This window comes from Bradyrhizobium sp. USDA 372 (assembly GCF_053629095.1).
In genome coordinates this window covers 6,642,724-6,663,599 of record NZ_JBRJHR010000001.1, presented here as the reverse complement: position 1 = coordinate 6,663,599, position 20,876 = coordinate 6,642,724, and the positions used below count along the sequence as shown (strand labels likewise).

At 64.2% G+C, this 20,876-nt stretch carries 18 protein-coding genes; 6 read left to right on the top strand and 12 right to left on the bottom strand.

The window, feature by feature from the left end; genetic code table 11:
* Positions 1 to 41 precede the first annotated feature (41 nt).
* The gene (locus AB7M16_RS31190; protein ID WP_212254817.1) at positions 42 to 278 is read right to left on the bottom strand and encodes a hypothetical protein; all 237 of its coding nucleotides are present in this window, start codon (positions 276 to 278) and stop codon (positions 42 to 44) included.
* Positions 279 to 1,026: 748 nt separating this feature from the next.
* Between AB7M16_RS31190 and AB7M16_RS31185 the strand changes: the two genes are divergently transcribed.
* Positions 1,027 to 2,412, top strand: a complete 1,386-nt coding sequence (locus tag AB7M16_RS31185) for an FAD-binding oxidoreductase (RefSeq protein WP_212254816.1) — start codon at positions 1,027 to 1,029, stop codon at positions 2,410 to 2,412.
* 98 nt (positions 2,413 to 2,510) lie between these two features.
* Here the strand turns inward: AB7M16_RS31185 and AB7M16_RS31180 are convergent, their stop codons facing one another.
* The 9 genes from AB7M16_RS31180 to AB7M16_RS31140 all read right to left on the bottom strand — a co-directional run bounded on the left by AB7M16_RS31180 (position 2,511) and on the right by AB7M16_RS31140 (position 12,386).
* On the bottom strand, positions 2,511 to 3,374 hold the full coding sequence (locus tag AB7M16_RS31180; protein WP_453946284.1) for a sugar phosphate isomerase/epimerase family protein: 864 nt from the start codon (positions 3,372 to 3,374) through the stop codon (positions 2,511 to 2,513).
* Positions 3,374 to 4,564, bottom strand: a complete 1,191-nt coding sequence (locus AB7M16_RS31175; protein WP_453946282.1) for a dihydrodipicolinate synthase family protein — start codon at positions 4,562 to 4,564, stop codon at positions 3,374 to 3,376. The genes AB7M16_RS31180 and AB7M16_RS31175 overlap by 1 nt, the downstream gene beginning before the upstream one ends.
* Before the next feature lie 136 nt (positions 4,565 to 4,700).
* Complete coding sequence (locus AB7M16_RS31170; RefSeq protein WP_453946280.1) at positions 4,701 to 5,852, bottom strand: Gfo/Idh/MocA family protein; 1,152 nt, start codon at positions 5,850 to 5,852, stop codon at positions 4,701 to 4,703.
* The gene (locus tag AB7M16_RS31165; RefSeq protein WP_453946279.1) at positions 5,849 to 7,246 is read right to left on the bottom strand and encodes a hypothetical protein; all 1,398 of its coding nucleotides are present in this window, start codon (positions 7,244 to 7,246) and stop codon (positions 5,849 to 5,851) included. The genes AB7M16_RS31170 and AB7M16_RS31165 overlap by 4 nt, the downstream gene beginning before the upstream one ends.
* Positions 7,247 to 7,482: 236 nt before the next feature.
* Positions 7,483 to 8,325, bottom strand: coding sequence for an ABC transporter ATP-binding protein (locus tag AB7M16_RS31160; RefSeq protein WP_260382766.1), 843 nt, complete (start codon positions 8,323 to 8,325; stop codon positions 7,483 to 7,485).
* A 128-nt stretch (positions 8,326 to 8,453) separates the two neighbouring features.
* Positions 8,454 to 9,446: an ABC transporter substrate-binding protein gene (locus AB7M16_RS31155; protein WP_172783986.1), complete on the bottom strand. Its 993-nt coding sequence runs from the start codon at positions 9,444 to 9,446 to the stop codon at positions 8,454 to 8,456.
* 57 nt (positions 9,447 to 9,503) lie between these two features.
* Complete coding sequence (locus AB7M16_RS31150; RefSeq protein WP_172783985.1) at positions 9,504 to 10,313, bottom strand: ABC transporter permease; 810 nt, start codon at positions 10,311 to 10,313, stop codon at positions 9,504 to 9,506.
* Positions 10,314 to 10,647: 334 nt separating this feature from the next.
* A complete protein-coding gene (locus AB7M16_RS31145) occupies positions 10,648 to 11,355 on the bottom strand; it encodes a TetR family transcriptional regulator (protein ID WP_453946277.1) in 708 nt (235 codons plus the stop codon).
* 182 nt (positions 11,356 to 11,537) lie between these two features.
* Positions 11,538 to 12,386 (bottom strand): VOC family protein, encoded by an 849-nt coding sequence (locus AB7M16_RS31140; RefSeq protein ID WP_453946275.1) that lies wholly within the window; start codon positions 12,384 to 12,386, stop codon positions 11,538 to 11,540.
* Between the two features lie 212 nt (positions 12,387 to 12,598).
* Between AB7M16_RS31140 and AB7M16_RS31135 the strand changes: the two genes are divergently transcribed.
* Positions 12,599 to 13,492 carry a sugar kinase gene (locus AB7M16_RS31135; protein ID WP_157281072.1) on the top strand — a complete coding sequence of 298 codons (894 nt, stop codon included), beginning with the start codon at positions 12,599 to 12,601 and terminating at the stop codon, positions 13,490 to 13,492.
* 6 nt (positions 13,493 to 13,498) lie between these two features.
* Positions 13,499 to 14,407, top strand: a complete 909-nt coding sequence (locus AB7M16_RS31130; protein WP_453946274.1) for a ribokinase — start codon at positions 13,499 to 13,501, stop codon at positions 14,405 to 14,407.
* A gap of 163 nt (positions 14,408 to 14,570) precedes the next feature.
* On the opposite strand, the gene AB7M16_RS31125 is transcribed toward AB7M16_RS31130, so the two are convergent.
* A complete protein-coding gene (locus AB7M16_RS31125) occupies positions 14,571 to 15,788 on the bottom strand; it encodes an NAD(P)/FAD-dependent oxidoreductase (RefSeq protein ID WP_453946272.1) in 1,218 nt (405 codons plus the stop codon).
* Between the two features lie 226 nt (positions 15,789 to 16,014).
* Here AB7M16_RS31125 and AB7M16_RS31120 point away from each other — a divergent pair, with 226 nt between their 5' ends.
* A complete protein-coding gene (locus AB7M16_RS31120) occupies positions 16,015 to 16,809 on the top strand; it encodes an enoyl-CoA hydratase/isomerase family protein (protein ID WP_453946271.1) in 795 nt (264 codons plus the stop codon).
* A gap of 237 nt (positions 16,810 to 17,046) precedes the next feature.
* Here the strand turns inward: AB7M16_RS31120 and AB7M16_RS31115 are convergent, their stop codons facing one another.
* Positions 17,047 to 18,759, bottom strand: coding sequence for an IlvD/Edd family dehydratase (locus tag AB7M16_RS31115; RefSeq protein WP_453946270.1), 1,713 nt, complete (start codon positions 18,757 to 18,759; stop codon positions 17,047 to 17,049).
* Between the two features lie 300 nt (positions 18,760 to 19,059).
* On the opposite strand from AB7M16_RS31115, the gene AB7M16_RS31110 reads away from it, so the two are divergent.
* Both AB7M16_RS31110 and AB7M16_RS31105 read left to right on the top strand, forming a co-directional pair.
* Positions 19,060 to 20,235 (top strand): TAXI family TRAP transporter solute-binding subunit, encoded by a 1,176-nt coding sequence (locus AB7M16_RS31110; protein ID WP_453946269.1) that lies wholly within the window; start codon positions 19,060 to 19,062, stop codon positions 20,233 to 20,235.
* Positions 20,236 to 20,269: 34 nt separating this feature from the next.
* Positions 20,270 to 20,833 carry a hypothetical protein gene (locus tag AB7M16_RS31105; RefSeq protein WP_453946268.1) on the top strand — a complete coding sequence of 188 codons (564 nt, stop codon included), beginning with the start codon at positions 20,270 to 20,272 and terminating at the stop codon, positions 20,831 to 20,833.
* Positions 20,834 to 20,876: the final 43 nt, after the last annotated feature.

Here is a 20,876-nt window from a genome sequence, read left to right as displayed (position 1 = left end):
AGAGCCGACCTTCCTTTCATGGGTGCACGGCCTTTCCGACCTCACGCGACGGAAATCGTCGTCGACCCAGCATCACTCGCGTTTGCGATCGATTGAGACTGCTCGGCCTCATTCGAGGCAATGGCGTTGCATTGCTGGAAGTGAGACGACACCGCAAGATCGGCCAGATGATCCCAGTACTCTGCTTCTGCGAGCAGCTTCCACTTGTTCATGCTGTTGTAGGCTGCCTGTTGGCGGCACAATGAGCCCATCGCACGCATGCGTCGCACTTGATCCACTGCGAACCTCCCCTCGCGCTTGCTTACAAGCGCATTTGTGTTGTCACAGCTTCGCAGATCGAATTGACGAGTGATAGCCCCGGTGTTTGACGGTGAAGCGATGACAGCGCAATCGTCTGACTTTTTACCCGAACAAGCGAGCCCGGCAAGATTTGATCTGAAACCAGCTTGGCCCGGCGCATTAAATTGCAAGATCGTCCTTGGCGGTCTTTCGCCGCAAATAAAGCACGCCACGCCCCTGCTTTCGGCAAAGCTCGCCAATCTCGTCGCGCGATCACAACAATGGCCCCGACGGTTGCACGTCGGGGCCATGCAAGATCACCAGGCATGGGTGCATCCGCCGCGCCTGCTGACCGTTGAGGCCGCTGATTACCACCTCCGATCTTGCACAGACTGTGGCGGGGCAGCGGCATCGGGATGATATTCTGCCTGAAAGCTGATGGCAGTCACTACATCATTGGTGGTACTCCCAGCAGCTCGCGGCTTCGCATTCGCAACTGGGTCGATCGGACAGCAAGTCCAACCAATGTCCGTTCGACCGCCGAAAGCGGAGGCACACCACCTTCCCGTACCGATCGATGCAGGTGCGCAGCACCTCGTTCATCGGCTTGCCCATACGCGTAGTCGATTTGCGATGGCTATCGCGCTGCGCTTGATCTACCTTTTCATAACGGGCGGAGAACGCTCGAGGAGCCCTGCGAGCAACCTCCGACCCAATGACCGATCATGGGTGGAATAGGAGGACATCATGCAGAGCATGGCCACCGAAACCTTCATCGGCAATATGCGCGGCCCGGTTATCAGGCGAATGGATGCCGACTACGACGCCGTGCGGAGCCTCTACAACGGTATGATCGACAAGAGTCCAATGATGATCGCGCGATGCGCCGACGTCGCTGACGTCGTCGCAGCGGTCAATTTTGCAAGGGACAATGATCTCCAGGTCGCGATCCGCGGAGGCGGCCACAATGGGCCGGGCCTCAGCAGTGTCGAAGACGGACTGATGATCGACATGTCGATGATGAAAGGCGTGCGGGTCGATCCCGGCGCTCGTACCGTCCGCGTCGGACCCGGCTGCTCGCAAGGCGATGTCGACCACGCCACGCACATCTACGGGCTTGCCGTGCCGGCCGGCATTGTATCGACCACTGGGATCGCCGGCCTTACGCTCGGCGGCGGCACGGGATACCTGACCCGCAAGCATGGCCTCACCATCGACAATCTCCTCGAGGCGGATGTCGTGCTCGCGGATGGACGCATCGTCACCGCCAATAAGTCGGAGAACGCCGACCTTTACTGGGGACTGCGCGGGGGCGGCGGCAATTTCGGCATCGTCACGAGCTTCCTGTTCCAGGCTCATCCTGTGACGATGGTATATGCCGGTCCGATCTTCTGGGATCTCGAAAATGCCCGGGCCGTGATGCAGAAGTACAGGGATTTCCTCCGCAGCGCTCCCGAGGAGCTCGGGGCCTTTGTCGGCTTGAAGACCGTTCCGCCGATGGACCCGTTCCCGCCGGATCATCAGGGCAAGCGCGCCTGCGCCATCATTGCCTGCTACAATGGTCCGACAGAAGACGGCAAGGCGGTCATAGCGGGGTTGCTCGGTGAGCTGCCCCCGCCGCTCTTCAATTGGATGGGTGAAATGCCCTATCCGGCCCTCCAGTCCATGTTCGATCCGTTCTTCCCGAAAGGTCTGCAGTGGTACTGGCGCGGCGATTTCGTGAAAGAACTGACCGACGAAGCAATTGACGCCCATATCTCGCAGGCCCGCAAAGCACCGAGCGCGCTGTCGCTCATGCATCTCTATCCGATCGATGGCGCCGTCCATCGCGTCGGCAAGAGCGACACCGCCTGGAACACGCGCGACGCGACCTGGTCGATGGTCATCGCCGGTATCGATCCCAATCCGCAAAAAGCAGGCGAAATCACGCGCTGGACCAAGGACTATTGGGAGGCCGTGCACCCCTACTCGGCTGACGGCGGCTATGTGAATTTCATGATGGAGGATGGAGACGACAGCAGACTTAAGGCCACTTACGGCGACAACTACGACCGCCTCGCCGCCTTGAAGGCCAAGTACGATCCGATGAACTTCTTCCACATGAACCAGAACATCCGACCGCTGCACTCGTAGACGATCACACCGGCTGCAGGGTTCGGGCGCCTCCAAAGTGCTTGTCGGAGCGTTCTCTCGCTTCGAGGAACGAGGGAACGCTGTGGCGCTTGTGTTAACTATACTACCGTCCTGTGCCGCGCGATGCAGGTGCGCAGCACCTCCTCCATCGGCTTGCCCCACCAGTCGTTGGAGAAAATCTCGATCTCGGAATAGCCGGCGAAGCCCTGCGCTTCGACGGCCGCACGTACCGATTTAATGTCGATGACGCCGTCGCCCATCATGCCGCGGTCGTTGAGGATGTCCTTTGTCGGCACCAGCCAGTCGCAGACGTGGAAGGCGAGCAGACGATCCCGGCCGGCGCGGACGATCTGGCTCATCAGCTCGGGATCCCACCAGATGTGATAGACGTCGAGCGCGACGCCGAGCATGCCGGTACGCTTGGGATCGAGCCGGTCGCAGATGTCGAGCGCCTGCTTTGTCGTGTTCACGCAGGCACGGTCAGCGGCATAGGCCGGATGCAACGGCTCGATCGCCAGCGGCAGTTTGGCTTGCCTCGCGTAGTCGAGCATGTCGGCCAGGGCGTCCTCGACCTGCCCGCGCGCCGCCACGAGATCCTTCGAAGCCTCGCTGCCCGGCCGCGAATATTGCGGCAGGCCGCCGACGACGAGGACGATGCAGGGCGCGCCCAGCGCCTTGGCCTCGTCGACACAGCGGCGGTTGTCGTCGTGCACCTCGCCCCGGCGCGAGGCATCCGAGGTGAACATGCCGCCGCGGCAATAGCCTGAGAGATCGAGGCCGGCCTCGCGCACCGCGCGTGCGGCGCGGTCGAGACCGACGGCGGCGACCTGGTCGCGCCAGGGATCGATGGCACGGATACCTTGTCTTGCACAGGCATCGATGATTTCGATGAGGTCACCCTGCTTGCGGACGGTCGCCGTGTTCAGCGACAGCCAGCGGTGGTCGGACGAAAAATCGCGCATCAAGGTTCGATACCGTGGGTGGCGAGCACGGTCTTCATCCGTTGCGTCGCGAGTTCAGGGTTGGCGAGCAGACCGGCCTTGTCGGCGAGACGGAACAGCTCGGCGAGATGCAGCGTGGAGCGGGTGCTCTCCTGTCCTCCGACCATGGTGAAATGATCCTGGTGGCCGTTGAGATAGGCCATGAACACGACGCCGGTCTTGTAGAACCGCGTCGGGGCCTTGAAGATGTGACGCGACAGCGGCACCGTTGGCCCCAACACGTCGTGGAAGCCGGCCTCGTCTCCTGCCGCCAGCCGCGACAGCGCATAGGACGCCGCCGGCGCAATGGCATCGAAGATGCCGAGCAGCGCGTGGGAAAAGCCTTGGCTGTCGCCGGCGATCAGCTCCGCGTAGTTGAAATCGTCGCCGGTGTACATCTTGATGCGCTTGTCGAGACGCCGGCGCATGTCGATCTCGCGCTGCTCGTCGAGCAGCGAGACTTTGACGCCGTCGATCTTGGCGGCGTTGCCGTTGATGATGGCGACCGCAATGTCCATCGCCTTGTCGAGATCTTTCGTGCCCCAATAGCCCGCCAGCGCCGGATCGAACATATCGCCAAGCCAATGGATGATCACGGGCTCGCGGACCTGCGACAGCACGCGATCGTAGACTTTTGCGTAGTCGTCGGCGCTGCGGCCGAGCTTTGCCAGTGCCCGCGAGGCCATCAGGATGATGCGGCCGCCGACCTTCTCGACCGCCGAGATCTGTTCCTCATAGGCGCGGATGACGTCGTCGAGGCTCCTGGCGTCCTCCACTGCGAGATGGTCCGTGCCTGCACCGGAGAACACCAGCGCGTTGCGGCGCTTGGCGGCGGCGACCGAGCGCGTGATCAGCTCCAGCGAGGTCGGCCAGTCCAGCCCCATGCCACGCTGGGCGGTGTCCATGGCTTCGGCAACGCCGAGGCCGAGGTCCCAGACGTGCTCGCGAAAGGCGATGGTCTTGTCCCAGTCGACCGCAACCGACAGCCAGGGATCGTTGTCCGCGAAGGGATCGGCCACGGTGTGCACGGCCGAGAAGGCGATGCGGTTGAGCGGTCCCTCGAGCTTTGCGGGAAACGGGCGCGAGGCCGCGAGCCGGTAGGTCTCGATCGAGCGATCGGTCTTCGGCAGCTTGAGCGACAATGACGACATTGGTTGGACTGGCTTGTTCATGATTTCGAACCTCTCCCCGTCATTGCGAGCGAAGCGAAGCAATCCAGAATGCCTCCGCGGCGGCAGCCTGGATTGCTTCGTCGCTTAGCTCCTCGCAATGGCGGCTTGGTAGACATCGCGGCTTATCCAATCAACCTCAGACCTTGATCGGGGCGACGTCGATCCAGCGCCGCTCCTTCCAGCTCTTCAGCGCGCATTCGGCGAGCTGCACGCCCTTGGCACCTTCGAGCAGCGTGAACTTGTAGGGCGCGTCCTCGTAGACGTGGCGGATGAACATTTCCCACTGCTCCTTGAAGCCGTTGTCGTAGGTGACGTTATCCGGCAGCTTTTGCCAATCGCCGTAGAAATCGTGCAGCCGCTTCTCGTCGGGGTTCCACACCGGGCGTGGCGTCGCCTGCCGCGCCTGGATCATGCAGTCGGTCAGGCCCGCGACCGCCGAGCCGAGCGTGCCGTCGACCTGGAAGGTGACGAGGTCGTCGCGATAGACGCGCGTCACCCAGGACATGTTGATGTGGGCGATGATGCCGCCGTCGAGCTGGAACGTGGCGTAGGCGGAATCATCGGCCGTCGCCTTGTACTTCTTGCCCTGCTCATCAAAGCGCTCGGGGATATCGGTGTTGCCGATGCAGCTCACGCTCCGGACGTTGCCGAACAGGTTGTCGAGCACGTAGCGCCAGTGGCAGACCATGTCGAGGATGATGCCGCCGCCGTCCTCGTCGCGATAGTTCCAGGACGGCCGCTGCGCCTCCTGCCAGCCGCCCTCGAACACCCAATAGCCGAACTCGCCGCGCACCGAGAGGATGCGGCCGAAGAACCCGGAATCGCGCAGGAAGGCGATCTTCTTCAACCCCGGCAGGAACAGCTTGTCCTGCACGGTGCCGTGCTTGACGCCCTTGGCATTGGCGAGCTTCACGACCTCGAGGGCCTCCTCGAAATTGGTCGCGATCGGCTTCTCGCAATAGACATGCTTGCCGGCGTTGATGGCCTGGGTCAGCAGGCCGGGGCGCGCTTGCGTCGTTGCGGCGTCGAAGAACATGGTGTCGTTCTTGTCGGCGAGCGCGGCGTCGAGATCGGTGGTCCAGCGCGTGATGTTGTAGCGCCTGGCCAGCGCCTCGACTTTCTCGGCGTTGCGGCCGACCAGGATCGGATCCGGCATGACGCGGTCGCCGTTCTTCAGGCGGACGCCGCCCTGGTCGCGGATCGCGACGATCGAGCGGATCAGATGCTGATTGAGCCCCATGCGGCCGGTGACGCCGTTCATGATGAGGCCGAGGCGTTGGGTGGTCATGCCAATTGCTCCTGAAGTGATCCTGGCTGTTCGAGCGGGCGCAGCGCCGACCAGTCCGGATGGACCGACGTCGCAAAGCCTGCTGTGTGAAGCGATCCCGTCAGGAGATCGCCGCTGTGAATCTTGAGGCGGATGCCCTGCCCGGCATCGGCATAGAGATCGGGATGCGCGGCCGCGAAGGCGCGCGCCTCGGCGGCGGGCGTCTCGCCGAAGCCGTCGACGTAGTGGTGGCCGTTGCGCTCGGCATGGGTGACGCCGATGAAGGCGCCGAGCGCGAGGTCCTGCTGCACGGCAAGACCGGCCTGGCAGGTCAGGTCCTCGCCGGTGATGAAGAACGTTTCGGCGCCGGACGTCCATTGTGCTGCGCGGGTCGCGTTGAGGATCGACTTGTAGAGACCCTTGCAGGATTTCGAGGAGATGCCGCGATAGCCGAGCGGCCTCATCGCCAGGAACGCATCATAGGCGTCATCAGCCTCGTCAATGATGAAGTCACGCGCGGCGAGCGGGCCGAGAGCGGTCTCCCGGGTCACGTCGCGCGGCATCGGCTGCTCGATGTAGAGCAGCCTGCCGGCGATCGGCTGCAGCGCTTGATCGCGATCGAGGCGACCTACCAATGCGCGCAGCGCGACCAGGTCGGCGTATTGCTCGTTGGCGTCGAGCGAGACCTTGTAGTCGCGATCCAGCTTGCCGAGTTCCTTGCCGATGCGCGCCAGCCGGGCCGCGTCTGCCTCGGGATCGCCCGACAGCTTGAGCTTGAAATAGTGAGCGCCGCCGTTCTCGCGTGCATCCGCGACACCGCCCTCGCCCTCGATCTTGTCGTCAAGGCCGACCGTATGCCGGATGGCAACCCGTGGCAGGGGCGTTCGCGTCTTCAGAAACCCTGTGATCTCGGCACCGGTCAGATCGAGCGACATCCGCCCATCGATGCCCGCGATGTTGTCGGTCATTCCATCGAAAAAGCTGGCGCCGACCGCGCGGAGCAGTGCATCGATGATCGCCTTGTCGATTTCCGCCGGACCATAAGCGGCGGCGAGCGGTGGAATGTTCTCTTTTGCACAAGCAGCGACTTGGTCGCCGATACAAGATGCATGCAGATGAAATGCCGTCTGGAATCCGGTCTGCGCCAGATAGAGCCCGCGCGCGATCTGAAGCGAGCGTCGCAGACCGTCCACCGTCTGCGCCGGCGACAACTCCGGGCGCTTGTCGAACCACTTTGGCACCAGCAGCTCGGCACTGGCGCCGACCGCGCTTCCCCTGCCCTCGACCTCGATCTCGGCCCGCACGAACAGCTGCGGCGTCGCGTTGATCGTGATCGCGCCGAAGCGGAACGGTCGCGCGAATTGCACGGGACGTTCGAAGAAGGCGATGTCTCGCAGCTTCAGGCGCGGGGACATGGTGTTGCAGCTTGACGAAGTTGGTGAGCGAGGTCTGGCCACTGGCGCGGTGCACCTCTCCCGCTTGCGGGAGAGGTCGGCACGTTCCGGGCGATGCGAAGCATCGTCCCGTGCCGGGTGAGGGTTCTATCCTCTTGGGGAGTCTTGCCAGCGGAGACACCCTCTCCCCAGCCCTCCCCCGCAGGCGGGGGAGGGAGCGCACCGGCGTCGTGGTGGCTAACGGCAGATCCCATAACCTAATCCAATGCACCCTGCGAGAAGAAATGCTTGCGGATGCGCTGCACGAGCTCCGTAAACACCGGATCGGCCATCACATCGAGCGAGCGCGGGCGCGGCAGCGGCACGTCGTAGATTGCCGCGATCGCACCGGGGCGCTCGGTCATGACCAGCACGCGGTCGGCGAGGAACACGGCTTCCGGGATCGAATGCGTGATCAGCAGAACCGTCTTCTTCGTCTCGCGCTGGATCCGCATCAATTCGACATTCATGCGCTCGCGCGTCAGCGCATCGAGCGCGCCGAACGGCTCGTCCATCAGCATGATCCTGGGATCATGCACCAGCGCGCGGCAGATCGAGGCGCGCTGCTGCATGCCGCCGGAGAGCTGCCAGGGCAGCTTCTTCTCGAAGCCCTCGAGGCCGACCAGCTTCAACAGCTGCTTGGCACGATCGAGATATTCCTGCCGCGGCAGGCGCTTCATGTCGATCGGCAGCATCACGTTGCCCAGGATGTTGCGCCATGGCAAGAGCAGCGCGTTCTGGAACACGATGCCGACATTGCCGTGCGGCGTCGTCACCTTCTCGCCCTCGACCAGGATCTCGCCCGTGGTCGGCGCCAGCAGACCCGAGATCAGCTTGAGCAGCGTGGACTTGCCGCAGCCGGATGGGCCGACCACGACGAAGAACTCGCCGTCATTGATGTGGAAGTCGAGCGGCCGCAGCGACGGCACGTCGCCGTCGCGCGTCCGATAGGTCTTCGACACGCCCGACAGCTTGATGCCTGACCCGTCCCCGGCCCGGTCTGACACCAATCGGAGGTGAGCGGCTGGCTGGTCCGCTTGATCGGCCTTTTTCGGTATCATTCAATCATATCCCATCGAACGCCGCTGATCAGCCTCGTCATTGCGAGGAGCGAAGCGACGAAGCAATCCAGAGTCTTTCCGCAGAGACAGTCTGGATTGCTTCGCTTCGCTCGCAATGACGAAGGCAGTCACGAGCCGCTCTTCGGCAGGTAGTCGTTGGTATAGAAGGCCTTCGGGTTCTCCTTGGCCTTGGCATCGAGCCCGCCATATTCGACCAGCAGATTGACGGTCTCGGCCATGTTCTGGTCGGTGACCTGGAACGGCCGCTTGCCCTTGGTCTCCGCGGTCCGGTACAGCGGAATGGTCAGCTCAAAACCCTGCGTCAGCGTGTCGATCTTGCCGCCCTTCGGGTTGGCATCGAGGATCGACTGCGCCGCGGCCTTCGGCTCCTTCTCGGCGGCCTCGACCGCTTTCGTCGTTGCCGACATGAAGCGGCGGACGAGATCGGCATTGGCCTTCACATAGTCGGCGTTGGCGATGATGCCCGAGGAGACCATGTTGATGCCGTAGTCGGCGAACTTGATCGGGTAGACGTCCTTGCCCGTCGCGTCCTTGATCTTCATCGACTGGTCCATGACGTAGCCGAGCAACAGATCGGCCTGTCCGTTGATGACGGCGTTGAGCTTGGTCTGTCCGTCGCCGGCGACCGTCTGGAAGTCGCTCTCCTTCAGGCCTGTCTTCTTCAGGAACAACGGCCAGATCTGCGTCATGGAATCGGCCGGCGTGATCGCCACCGTCTTGCCCTTGATGTCCTCGGGCTTCCTGATGTTCTTGTCGGCGAAGCCCATGGCGGACATCGGTGAGGTCTGCAGCAGCACGCCGGTCGCGACCACGGGGGCGCCCTTGATCGCGGCTCGCATCATGGTCGGGACGTCGACATAGCCGAAGTCGGCGGTCTTGGCGGCGACGGCCTGCGTGGTCGCAGCCGAGCCGCGGCCTTCCTGGATCTCGAGCTCGATGCCTTCGGCCGCGTAGATGCCCTTGGCCTTGCCGTAATAGAACGGCGCGTGCTCGCCATAGACGTACCAGTTCAGCATCAGCACGACCTTGTCGGCTGCCTGCGCCGGCATGGCTGCGAACGCCAGCAGTGCCACGGATGCAGCCCCAATCCACTTCCTCATCGTTTCTCTCCCTTGCCGTTTGTTGCGTCGGCCGTTGGTGGCCGCTCGTTGCTTTAGTCAGGATGCAAAGATCACGTCTTCGCGCTGGCTGACATGCCAGGGAATGACCAGTTTCTCGATCCGGTCGACGATCCAGAACAGGACCACGCCGAGCAGCGCGAGGATCACCAGCGCCGCAAACATCGTCGGCAGGTCGAACGTGCCGATCGAGCGCTGCATCACGTAGCCGATGCCGGAATTGGAGCCGACGAATTCGCCGACGACCGCGCCGACGACGGCGAGCGTCACCGAGACTTTGAGACCGGAGAAGATCGCGGGCAGCGCATGCGGCAGGTTGACCGCGCGGAACACCTGCAGGCGGCTGCCCTGCATGGCGCGGGCGAGATCGACCATGTCGGGGTCGACCGACTTGAAGCCCTGCACCGCGGAGACCACCACTGGAAAGAAGCCGAGCAGGAAGGCGGAAATGACCTTGGGAATGATGCCGAAGCCGAACCAGACCACGAACAGCGGCGCAATCGCGATCTTCGGCACGGATTGCGAGAACACCAGCAGCGGATAGACGTAGCTCTCCACCGTCTTCGACCCCGCGATCAGCATCGCGACGGGAATGCCGAACAGCGCCGACAGCAGGAAGCCGCAGACGGTTGCATAGGTGGTCGGCCAGGACTGGCGCAGCAGCTCCGGCCATTCGGTGCGCAGCACGGCGACGACGTCGAGCGGCGACGGGATCTGGTAGGCGGGAATCTTGAAGATCCGGATCGCAAGATCCCAGGCGACGACGATGAAGACCAGGAACAAGAACGGCCGAACCCAGGCCGCATTCAGCAGCTTGGAAACAGCGTTTTGCGGCTTCGGCTCGGCCAATTTTCACTCCCGGCAGTCTTCTTCGTTATGGCGAGAAATTAACCCGTTGGATAAATACTGTCCAGAGCTTTCCCTGTGACGTTTTGCGCCGGGGTTCCGGCGTCCTCTCGTGTCCCGGACGCGCTGCAACGCGAAGCGTTGCTGCGCTGAGCCGGGACCCAGGAAGCGGCACGTGCTGCGCTGCGTCCGGGGCACGAGAGCGGAGCGAGGTGCGCCCGCCTCCACGTCGTCATTGCGAGCGCAGCGAAGCAATCCAGACTGTCTCCGCGGAAAGATTCTGGATTGCTTCGCTGCGCCCGCAATGACGGAGCAAGTCGCTCATCTGGGCTACAGGCTACACCGCCTGCACCACCGCAGTCCGCGACTTCGGGGCCTTCGCGATCTCGAACAGCTCGGCGGACTTGCCCGTCAATGCCGCCAGCACGAGGCCGGACATGTGCGCCAGCCGCTCGTCCTTGGCCTTCTTGTCCAGGAGATCACGGCCGAAGATCACGCTGAGCGTCGCCGAGTTCGAGAGATAGAAGAAGCTGAGCGCCGCAATGGAGATGTAGAGCTGCACCGGGTCAACCGCGACCTGGAAATCCCCGCTCTCGACGCCGCGGCGCACCACGGTGCGGATCATCTCGACGAAGGGCGAGTGCATCGACTTGACCTTGTTCGATTTCTTCAGGTGCTTGGCGCGCGCCAGATTCTCGGTCTGCAGCAGCGACAGGAATTCGGGGTTGCGCAGGAAGTAGTTCCAGGTGAACTCGATCAGGCGGCGGATGGCCTCGGGCGGATCGAGATGTTCGAGGTCGAGCCCCCGCTCCTCGCTGCGGATCTTGTCATAGGCGCCTTCGAGCACGGCGAGATAGAGCTCGTCCTTGTTGCCGACGTGGTAGTAGAGCATGCGCTTGTTGGCGCCGGCCTTGGCCGCGATGCGGTCGACGCGCGCGCCGGCAAGGCCATGGGCGGAAAACTCCTGCTTGGCGGCTTCGAGAATGCGCAGCCGCATCCCCTCGGGGTCGCGCTGCCATTTCAGAGGTCGCTTTGCCTTCGCCAAACCGGGTGCTCGCTGGGTGGTGTCACGACGCGTGTAACATGCGGGCGGGCGTTTGAGAATGTCTCGTGCCCCGGACGCAGTTTCGTAGGGTGGGCAAAGGCGCACTTGCGCCGTGCCCACGTCTTCTCATCGAGCAGCCAAGACGTGGGCACGCTTCGCTTTGCCCACCCTACGGGAGCTCCTCACTCCACCGGCTTCGGCGAGCGCTCCAGAAGCACGGTCTGAATCCCGCACGTGCCGTTGCGCACCGTCATGATGCGCGTGCCCGGCTTGCGGCCGGTGCGCACCTCGGAGACGTCGAGGCCGGCAGCGATAAGGCGGGCGCGGGTGGCGTCGATGTCGGCGACGCGCCAGCTCAGGCCCCAGAGCCGGTCATGCGTGGCATCGCCACCCGCGACCGGGCGGCGTACCACCTCGACGATGAGGTCGCCGCAGCGGAAGAACATCAGCTGGCCCCAATCCTGGTGCGAGCGGTCGAGCGCGAGATCAAGGCCAAGCCGGGCGCCGTAGAGCGCGGCGGCGCGCTCGGAATCCTCCGTGGTGACGACGACGTGGTCGAGCCCCTCGATCGGCGCGATGTCGGTCGCGACCGACTTCGGCCGCTCGTCGGCCAGCTCCAGGAAAAACATGCGGACGCCGCGCGTCAGCTCCGTGGCGGCCCGCGTGCGCTTCCAGTGCAGCACGGCGTCGGTAACGGCGTCGCTGCTTTCGACCTCGGCGACCGGGTCCGGCCTCAGGGCCACCCGCTCAAGCCGGCGGTGCATCTTGCCGATATTTGCGACACGAAAGCACAGGCTGGCGAGCACGCCCTCCTGGTCGCCGAGCAGTGCGCGCATGCGGTCGGCGGTGACGCTGAAGCCGTGAGGGGCCATCAGCTCGATGGTCATGTTGTCGAGGGTGAACAGCACCCGGTCGGCGCCCTCGCCCGAGTTCTGCCAGGCCGGCGCGCGGGCGAGCAGCGTCTGATAGGCCGCCCTGGCCGCACCGATATCGGCCACCAGAACGACGATGTGATCGAGGCCGGTGATCATTCTGCACCCTTTTGATGGACCTGGAACCCCGGCAGCGAAAGACGGCGTTTGTCCGGGCTTGGCATTGGCCAGTGATGGTCGTATTCCCGGACCATGCTGACCTCAAGCGCTTCGGGCGGCAGTTTTGCGAATAATTTCAGCGTCCCTCCGGAGCGGAACCGGTGCTACAGTCATCCCGCCCGCCGGGACCACAAGCGCATCACGGACAAGCAATGCAGGCTCTCTTCATCGGACAGACCTATATCGACGTCGTCTTCATCACCGACCACATGCCGACCGGCGACGAGAAGCACGTGGCGCGTGACTACGCGGTCTCCTTCGGCGGCAACGCGGTGACCGCGGCGTTCTGCTGTGCCAAGCTCGGCATCGTGCCGGACCTGATCGCGACCGCAGCCAATGACTGGCTCGGGCGCATGTTCCAGGACATGTGCGCGAAGTACGGCATCTCGCTGCATGGGCGCAAGGTCAACCAGTCCTCGCTCTCCTTCATCATGCCCAAGGACGGCAAGCGCGCCATCGTCCGCTGCCGTGACGACGAGCACATCCACCCCTTTCCGATGCTCAATCTCGGCGGCTGCCGCGCGCTGCATGTCGACGGCCACCAGCCGGATGCCGCCATCCACTACGCCAAGGTGTGCCGCGAGGCCGGCATCCTGACCTCGCTCGACGGCGGCGGCCTGCGCACCAACACCCATGAGCTGCTGGAATTCATCGACGTCGCCATCGTCGCCGAGCGCCTGTGCGAGCAGATGGATTTGACGCCGGAGAAGATGCTCGACTATCTCAAGAGCCGCGGCTGCAAGATCGGCGGCGTCACCATGGGCGAGAAGGGCCTGTTCTGGTACGACGAAACCGGGACGGTGCAGGTGATGCCGGCGATGCCGATCCCCCGCGAGCGCGTGATCGACACCAACGGCGCCGGCGACGTCTTCCACGGCGCCTATGTCTATTCCTACCTCGCCCATCCCGGCAAAAGCTGGCGCGAGCATTTCGATTTTGCCCGCGCCGCCTCGACCTTCAAGATCCAGCGCCTCGGCAACGAGGCCGGCTTGCCGACTCTGGTGGACATCGCGAAGGTTCGGCACGAGTTCGAGGTCAGGGTCTAGAACAAGATGGGGCGCGTCTTCGTCGCCGGGAGCATCAACATGGATGTGGTGGCGACGGCCGATCGCCATCCACGAATCGGCGAGACCGTCGCCGGCCGCCAGGTGCTGTATTTTCCGGGCGGCAAGGGCGCGAACCAGGCGGTGGCGGCGTCGCGGCTCGGGGCGCGGACCACGCTGATCGGCCGGCTGGGCAGGGATTCGTTCGGCGCCGAGCTCAAGGCCTTTCTCGGCGAGCAGGGCATCGATCTCGGTTACGTCGTGGAGACGGCCGAGACGCACACCGGGACGGCCATCATCACGGTGGCCGAGGCCGACAACACCATCGTCGTCGTTCCCGGAGCCAACGGGCTGGTCGGCGCTGATGACGTCAGCGTCGTGCCGCTGCTGAAGGGCGACGTCGCGGTCAGCCAGTTCGAGATCCCGCTGCCGACCATCGCCGCATTCTTCCACCGCGCCCGCGCGGCGGGGGCAGTCACCGTGCTGAACCCGGCGCCGGCGCAGAAGATGCCGGGCGAGCTGCTGGCGCTGGTCGACATCCTCGTGCTGAACGAGACCGAGCTCGGCTTCCTTGCCGGCAGCGAGCTCTCCGAGAGCGACGCGGCCGCCCGCATCACCGAAGTCGCGCGACAGCTTCAGGCGCGCGAGGACCAGACCATCTGCGTCACGCTCGGCAAGCGCGGCGTGCTGGCGCTCGCCGGGCGCGACGAGACTGCGGTGGCCGGCCGTGTGGTGAAGGCGCTTGATACCACAGGCGCCGGCGACTGCTTTGTCGGCGCGCTCGCCGCGCAACTGGCTGACGGCGCAGCCTTGCGTGAGGCGCTGACGTTCGCCAACAGCGCCGCCTCGATCAGCGTGCAGCGGATGGGCGCCGGGCCGTCGATGCCGACGGCCGGGGAAGTGGCGGCGGTTTTATAGGCGCTGCGCTTTCTCCACCTCGCCCCGCTTGCGGGGAGAGGTCGGATTGCATCGCAGATGCAATCCGGGTGAGGGGGTACAGGTCTCGCGATCATCTCATCTGCGGATAGAGCCCCTCACCCCGACCCTCTCCCCGTAAGAACGGGGAGAGGGAGAAGAAAGATCACGCCAGCGCGCTCTTGAGGTCGAAGCTTTCGTCGGCGGCCTGCTCCGGCGTGATCGAGCGGTTCATGGCCTGCAATCTCCGGCCAAACATGTGATCGCCGGCGCGGTTGATCGATTCGATGCCGAGCAGCTTGTCGCCATGATAGCAGAAGGCCGAAAAGGCCTTCTTGGCAGGATCGCCACGCAGCACGACGCGGTCATAGCCGGTGGTCAGCCCCGCGATCTGGAGCTTGTCGTCGCCCTGGTCGCTCCAGAACCAGGGATGGCTGTCGTACGGTTTCTTGTCGCCGGTCAGCTTTGCTGCGAGGCAGCGGGCGTGATCGGTGGCGTTCTGCACCGATTCCAGCCGCAGGGAGCCGCCGAAGCGCGGGCTTGCGAACAGCGCGCAATCGCCGATCGCGGAGATGTTGGGATCAGCCGTCGAGAGATATTCGTCGACGACGATGCCGGCCGCGACCGGCAGCCCCGCCTCGGCCGCGAGCTCGATGTTCGGCAGCACGCCGACGCCGACCACGATGAGGTCGGCCGGCAGATGCCGCCCGTCGCTCAAGGAGACGCCGGTGACCTTGCCGCCCTCCGCTTCGATGGAGGTCGCCTGCACGCCGAGATGGATGCGGATGCCGGCCTCGCGGTGGCGGTCCTGAAAATATTCCGAGACCTCCGCCGTCACCGCCCGCGCCATCACGCGCGGGGCGAGCTCGAGCACGTCGACCTCGAGGCCCTTGATGCGGGCGGTCGCGGCAAACTCAAGGCCGATGAAGCCGGCGCCGATGATCACGGCGCGCGTCTTCGACGGCATGATCGCGCGCAGCGCCTCGCTGTCGTCGAGGATGCGTAAGTATTTCACGTCGGGCAGGTTGGCGTTGGGCAGATCGAGCAGCCGATTGCGCGCGCCGGTCGCCAGCACGAGGTGGCCGTAATCCAGCATCTCGCCCGAGGCAAGATGCACCTTGCGCGCGGCACGGTCGATCGAGGTGGCGCGGCCGGCGATCAGCTCGATGGTCTGGTCCTGGTAAAACTTCTCAGGCCGGAACATCAGGCTCTCCGGACCCGCGGAGCCCTTGATGTAGGCCTTGGACAGCGGCGGCCGCTGATAGGGCAGATGCGCCTCGTCGTTGATCAGGCAGATGCGCTCGGAAAAGCCGGCCTGGCGCAGCGATGCCGCGACCTGGTAGCCGCCATGGCCGGCACCGACGATGATCACCGGGCCCGTCATCGGACAGCCCATTTCCGGAAGACACGAGCGTGACCCATGCCGCCTCCTCTCTCGCTGATTTTGGTTGCTGGCCTTGCGAGGAGCCGGCGCTCGTGTCCGTCCCTTGGCGAAAGCAGCCCCATTTGAGCCTATCGTTCCGCCCCGCGCAAGAGCGGCAGCCGGGGATTGTCACCCCTGCCCTTCTGCGATTTAGTTCGGGCCTCGACCTCCTGCCGGAGAATTCCAGATGACCGCTCCCGTCTCAAAGCCCGACGATCCCGCTCTCCTGCGGATCGACGGCCCGATCGCGACCATCACGCTGAACCGCCCTGCCGCGTTCAACGCGATCAACCTTGCGATAGCGCAGAAGCTCGAGCAGTTCGCGGCCTATCTCGAGGGCGCCGACGACATCCGCGTCGTCGTGCTCGAAGGCGAAGGCCGCGCGTTCTGCGCCGGCGGCGATCTGCAGACGATCGGCGCCGCCGCCGAAGCCGGCACGGTGACGCCCGTCGTCGGCGAGCTCCTGAAGCACTATCACGCCTTCATCGAGGTCGTCAGGCGGATGCCGAAGATCTCGCTGTCGAGCGTGCACGGCTCGGCCGCCGGCGCCGGCATAGGCCTCGCCTTCGTCACCGATCTCTGCATCGCCGCGGACGATGCCAAATTCACGCCGGCCTATGCCAAGATCGGCGTGTCGCCCGACGGCGGCTCGACCGTCGGCATCGTCGGCACGGTCGGATCGCGCCGCGCGCTGCAGATCTTTCTCGCCGAAGACAATTTTACCGCGCAGCAGGCCTATGAATGGGGCCTGGTCGCCAAGACCGTTCCCGCAACCGAGCTGAAGGCGGCAACGCGACAGCTTGCCGAGCGTCTCGCCCAGAACCCGCCGGCTTCGATCGCCGGCACCAAGCAGCTGGTCTATCAGGCTGCGACCACGCCGGTGAAGCAGCAGCTCGATGCCGAGGAGCACAAGATCATCATGGCGATGAACACGGAAGACTTCCGCACCGCCGTGAAGAAGTTCACGAGCAAGGGGAAATAGCGGCCATACGATCGGTAACAGCGCCATCGCATATGAGCCGTGGCGCCGGGCTGCGCGCACGCCTCGTCCTTCGAGACGGCGCTGACGCGCCTCCTCAGGATGAGGCTAATCAGCGTCAGTGCCCGTTGAAACTGCAGCCGCGCACTCCGTCCTCATCCTGAGGAGCCCGCCTCAAGCGGGCGTCTCGAAGGATGGCCGCAGGGAAAGCTCTCGAATGCGATAGCCCTGCGGCGGTGCTCAGCCCTTCGCGGGACCCGTCCTCTGCATGAAGTCGAAATCGCAGCCCTCGTCGGCCTGCAGGATGGTCTCGTTGAACAGCCAGGCGTAGCCGCGCCGTGCTTCTCCCGGCGCGGCAACCGGCTTCAACGCAGCACGGCGGCGGTCGAGTTCGGCGGCGTCAACCAAGAGCTCGATGCTGCGCTTGGCCACGTCGAGGCGGATCATGTCGCCGTTCTCAACCAGCGCCAGCGGCCCGCCGACGGCGGATTCCGGGGTGATGTGCAGCACGATGGTGCCGAACGCGGTGCCGCTCATGCGCGCATCCGAGATACGCACCATGTCCTTGGTGCCGCCGCGCGCGAGCTTCTTCGGGATCGGCAGATAGCCGGCTTCCGGCATGCCAGGTGCGCCCTTCGGGCCGGCATTGCGCAGCACCAGCACGTCGTCGGCGGTGACGTCGAGATCGGGATCGTCGACCCGCAAGGTCATGTCCTCGACTGACTCGAACACGACGGCGCGCCCGGTGTGCTGCAGCAGCTTCGGGCTCGCGGCCGATTGCTTGATGACCGCACCGCGCGGGGCGAGATTGCCGTGCAGGATGGCGAGGCCGCCCTCTTTCTTGATCGGATTATTGCGCGGGCGGATGGCATCCTGGCCCGGCACATCCTCCGCATTCGCCGCGATCTCGCGCAACGTCTGGCCGCTGATGGTCCTGGCATCGAGGTCAACGAGATCGCCGAGCTGCGCCAGCAGCTTGGGCACGCCGCCGGCGTGGTGGAAGTGCTCCATATAGTGCTCGCCGGATGGCTTGAGGTCGATCAGCACCGGCACCTCACGGCCGATCTGGTCAAACGCTGCGAGATCGAGCCGGTGCGGCGAGCGATGCGCCATCGCGGTCAGATGGATCAGGCCATTGGTCGAGCCGCCGATCGCCTGCAGCACGACCTGCGCGTTCTTGAACGAGGCCGGCGTCAACACGTCGCTCGGCTTCGGTCCCTTGGCCTTGGCCATCTCTGCGGCGACCTTGCCGCTGGCCTCGGCCAGACGGAAGCGCTCGGCATGCGGCGCGGGAATCGTCGCGCTCATCGGCAGCGACAGGCCCATGGCTTCGATCATGCACGCCATGGTCGAGGCCGTCCCCATCACCATGCAGGTGCCGACCGACGGCGCGAGGCGGCCATTCACCGCCTCGATCTCGGCATCGTCCATGTCGCCGGCGCGATATTTGGCCCAGAGCCGGCGGCAGTCGGTGCAGGCCCCCAGCACCTCGCCCTTGTGATGACCGACCACCATGGGGCCGACGGGGATCACGACAGTGGGCAAATCGGCGCTGATCGCGGCCATCACCTGCGCCGGCAGCGTCTTGTCGCAGCCGCCGATCACGATCACCGCATCCATCGGCTGGGCGCGGATCATCTCCTCGGTGTCCATCGCCATCAGATTGCGCAGGTACATCGAGGTCGGGTGCGCGAAGCTCTCGGCGATCGAGATGGTCGGGAACACGAACGGCATCGCGCCCGACAGCATCACGCCGCGCTTGGCGGCTTCGATGATCTGCGGGACGTTGCCGTGGCAGGGATTGTAGTCGCTATAGGTATTGGTGATGCCGACGATCGGGCGCTCCAGCGCGTCATCGGAATAGCCCATCGCCTTGATGAATGCCTTGCGCAGGAACAGCGAGAAGCCGGCATCGCCATAGCTCGTCAGACCCTTGCGCAAGCCACTCGTCATCATGCCGCTCCTTTTGGCTTACCATCGTGGTACAGCGCGCTCCTCGATTGTCAATAAGCCCGGGCGATAGCGTCGCACTTTCCGGCTTAGATCACCGCTTGGCACACCAATGGATTGCAGGCGAGGCCGGCGCCTCGGCAAACTTCAGCTTCAGGCATCACGGAACGGCACTGTCCTGGCCGCGTTGGAACGCCAAGCATTTGCTCCGGCCTTGCTTCGCACGGTGGCAGCCTCTCGGGGCATGTCACGTCCCACGCGAGAGCTGACCGAGCAGGTTGAACAATGAGGGTCTGCGGAGCGATGCGGGCCGGTTTGTTCATCGCATTGATTGCAGCGGCCTACTTTGGCGGGCAGGTCCAGGTTTGTTTCGCGCAACAGCGACTGTCGGCTTCTCCGAGCGAAGCCACGAAAGTGTCTCCAAGAAAGGAAGGCACCCCCAGGAAGGAGACCGGGCGATCTGCGGACCCCTATACGGTGGGCTTCGTGACCGGTACGCCGCAATGCACCGAATTCGCGCTCGCTCAGGACATTGCGACCACGCTCGCCGGCGGCCAAGAGACCGGCCCTCGGGGCCAAGTCGCATTACGGGTCCTGCCGATAGTGGGAAACGGCGGTATCCGTAACGTTCTCGATGTGCTCACCCTCGCAGGTGCCGACGTGGCGATCGCGCCCGTTGTTCTGGTCGACCGCCTCCGGGAGACAAGGACCTTCGGGAACATTTCAGACAGACTGACCTACATTGCACCGCTCCATATCGAAGAGTTCCACCTCCTTGCGCGGCCGGAGATCGGAAGCCTGGCGGAACTTTCGGGAAAGAGGGTCAATCTCGGAGAGGACGGCAGTGCCGGCGCCATCCTCGGCCGCGAAGTGTTGAACCGTCTGGGCATCAAGATCAGCGAGTCGAACTTGGGACCGGAGGCCGCGCTGGATGGTCTGAGGAAGGGAGATCTCTCCGCCGCTCTGCTGGTCTCAGGAAAACCGGTCAGCTTCCTGACGCAGGTCTCGCAACTCGACAATATTCACCTCCTGCCAATCCCCTACTTCAAGGAGCTGCTGCAACAAGATTATCTGCCATCGACGCTCCGCCACAAGGACTATCCAAATATGATCGCCGCCGAAGCAAGCGTCGACACGATCGCGATCAAATCCGCTCTCTTCGCCTTCAACTGGCCGATTGGCAGCGAGCGGTTTCGGTTGCTGGAATTCTTCGTCCAGACATTGTTCACGCGCTTTCCTGAATTCCTAGCTGGCGCACATCACCCCAAATGGCGCGAGGTGAACCTGGCCGCGCAGCTCCCCGGATGGCGACGATTTCGGCCGGCAGAGCGCTGGCTCCAGCAGCAATCCGGCGGCGAGGCCGCTCTTCGCAAGGCGTTCGGCAGATTCCTCGAAGGAAAGCCGACCGCCAATCCGCCCGACCGGGAAGATTTATTCCGGGAGTTCCTGCGCTGGCGAGAACGCAATCCGGATAAGTGAGCAAGATTTGGCAGTCAAATGTCGGGAGGTGTCGATGCGCAACGCGCTTGTGAGCGCAGCCTTGGCTGCGTTGCTCGCCTTGATCGCCGACGTGCGGCAGCCTGCAGCCCAATTCGCGCCCCTCTTTCCACCGACGCCGCAGACACTCGCACCGCCCAACGCGCCGCCGGCCGGCACGACCGAGCGCATCAGGACAGCCCCTCACCGAAGCACGAAGGCGCACAGGAAGCGCGACATCGTTCGTTCGCCGCCCAATCAGCGGAAAGTCGCCGAGAAGAACGGATACAAGCGGGTCAGCGATCTCGTGAATTTCCCAAAGTTCTTTCCGGGCCTCGGCATCATTTTCGTGAAGCCCGACACGTTGCCGCTAGGGCCGTTCCTGTGCTTCGATCGCAGGGATCGTCTGGTGGCGACCGTGTACATGGTCCCGAACAAGGACATCGACGATCACAAATCATGGGAGGGAGCGGGATCCGCAGCACCAGTTGACCACGTCAGTCTCTACTTCAACACGGGTCACCCCGGCGTGGACGTGCCGCATTACCACGTGGTGCTCTGGCATGTGACCAGGAAACAGGAAGCGCGCGTTGCAAAATGACGTGCAACACCTCTGCGATGACAGGCGAGGTACGGAGCACGGA

Excerpts from the sequence above, each read along its gene's own strand:
- AB7M16_RS31160 (WP_260382766.1), bottom strand. The coding sequence starts at position 8,325 with ATGATACCGAAAAAGGCCGATCAAGCGGACCAGCCAGCCGCTCACCTC.
- AB7M16_RS31175 (WP_453946282.1), bottom strand. The coding sequence starts at position 4,564 with ATGAACAAGCCAGTCCAACCAATGTCGTCATTGTCGCTCAAGCTGCCG.
- AB7M16_RS31155 (WP_172783986.1), bottom strand. The coding sequence starts at position 9,446 with ATGAGGAAGTGGATTGGGGCTGCATCCGTGGCACTGCTGGCGTTCGCA.
- AB7M16_RS31105 (WP_453946268.1), top strand. The coding sequence starts at position 20,270 with ATGCGCAACGCGCTTGTGAGCGCAGCCTTGGCTGCGTTGCTCGCCTTG.
- AB7M16_RS31110 (WP_453946269.1), top strand. The coding sequence starts at position 19,060 with ATGCGGGCCGGTTTGTTCATCGCATTGATTGCAGCGGCCTACTTTGGC.
- AB7M16_RS31130 (WP_453946274.1), top strand. The coding sequence starts at position 13,499 with ATGGGGCGCGTCTTCGTCGCCGGGAGCATCAACATGGATGTGGTGGCG.
- AB7M16_RS31125 (WP_453946272.1), bottom strand. The coding sequence starts at position 15,788 with ATGACGGGCCCGGTGATCATCGTCGGTGCCGGCCATGGCGGCTACCAG.
- AB7M16_RS31185 (WP_212254816.1), top strand. The coding sequence starts at position 1,027 with ATGCAGAGCATGGCCACCGAAACCTTCATCGGCAATATGCGCGGCCCG.
- AB7M16_RS31120 (WP_453946271.1), top strand. The coding sequence starts at position 16,015 with ATGACCGCTCCCGTCTCAAAGCCCGACGATCCCGCTCTCCTGCGGATC.
- AB7M16_RS31140 (WP_453946275.1), bottom strand. The coding sequence starts at position 12,386 with ATGATCACCGGCCTCGATCACATCGTCGTTCTGGTGGCCGATATCGGT.
- AB7M16_RS31115 (WP_453946270.1), bottom strand. The coding sequence starts at position 18,759 with ATGACGAGTGGCTTGCGCAAGGGTCTGACGAGCTATGGCGATGCCGGC.
- AB7M16_RS31165 (WP_453946279.1), bottom strand. The coding sequence starts at position 7,246 with ATGTCCCCGCGCCTGAAGCTGCGAGACATCGCCTTCTTCGAACGTCCC.
- AB7M16_RS31180 (WP_453946284.1), bottom strand. The coding sequence starts at position 3,374 with ATGCGCGATTTTTCGTCCGACCACCGCTGGCTGTCGCTGAACACGGCG.
- AB7M16_RS31135 (WP_157281072.1), top strand. The coding sequence starts at position 12,599 with ATGCAGGCTCTCTTCATCGGACAGACCTATATCGACGTCGTCTTCATC.
- AB7M16_RS31170 (WP_453946280.1), bottom strand. The coding sequence starts at position 5,852 with ATGACCACCCAACGCCTCGGCCTCATCATGAACGGCGTCACCGGCCGC.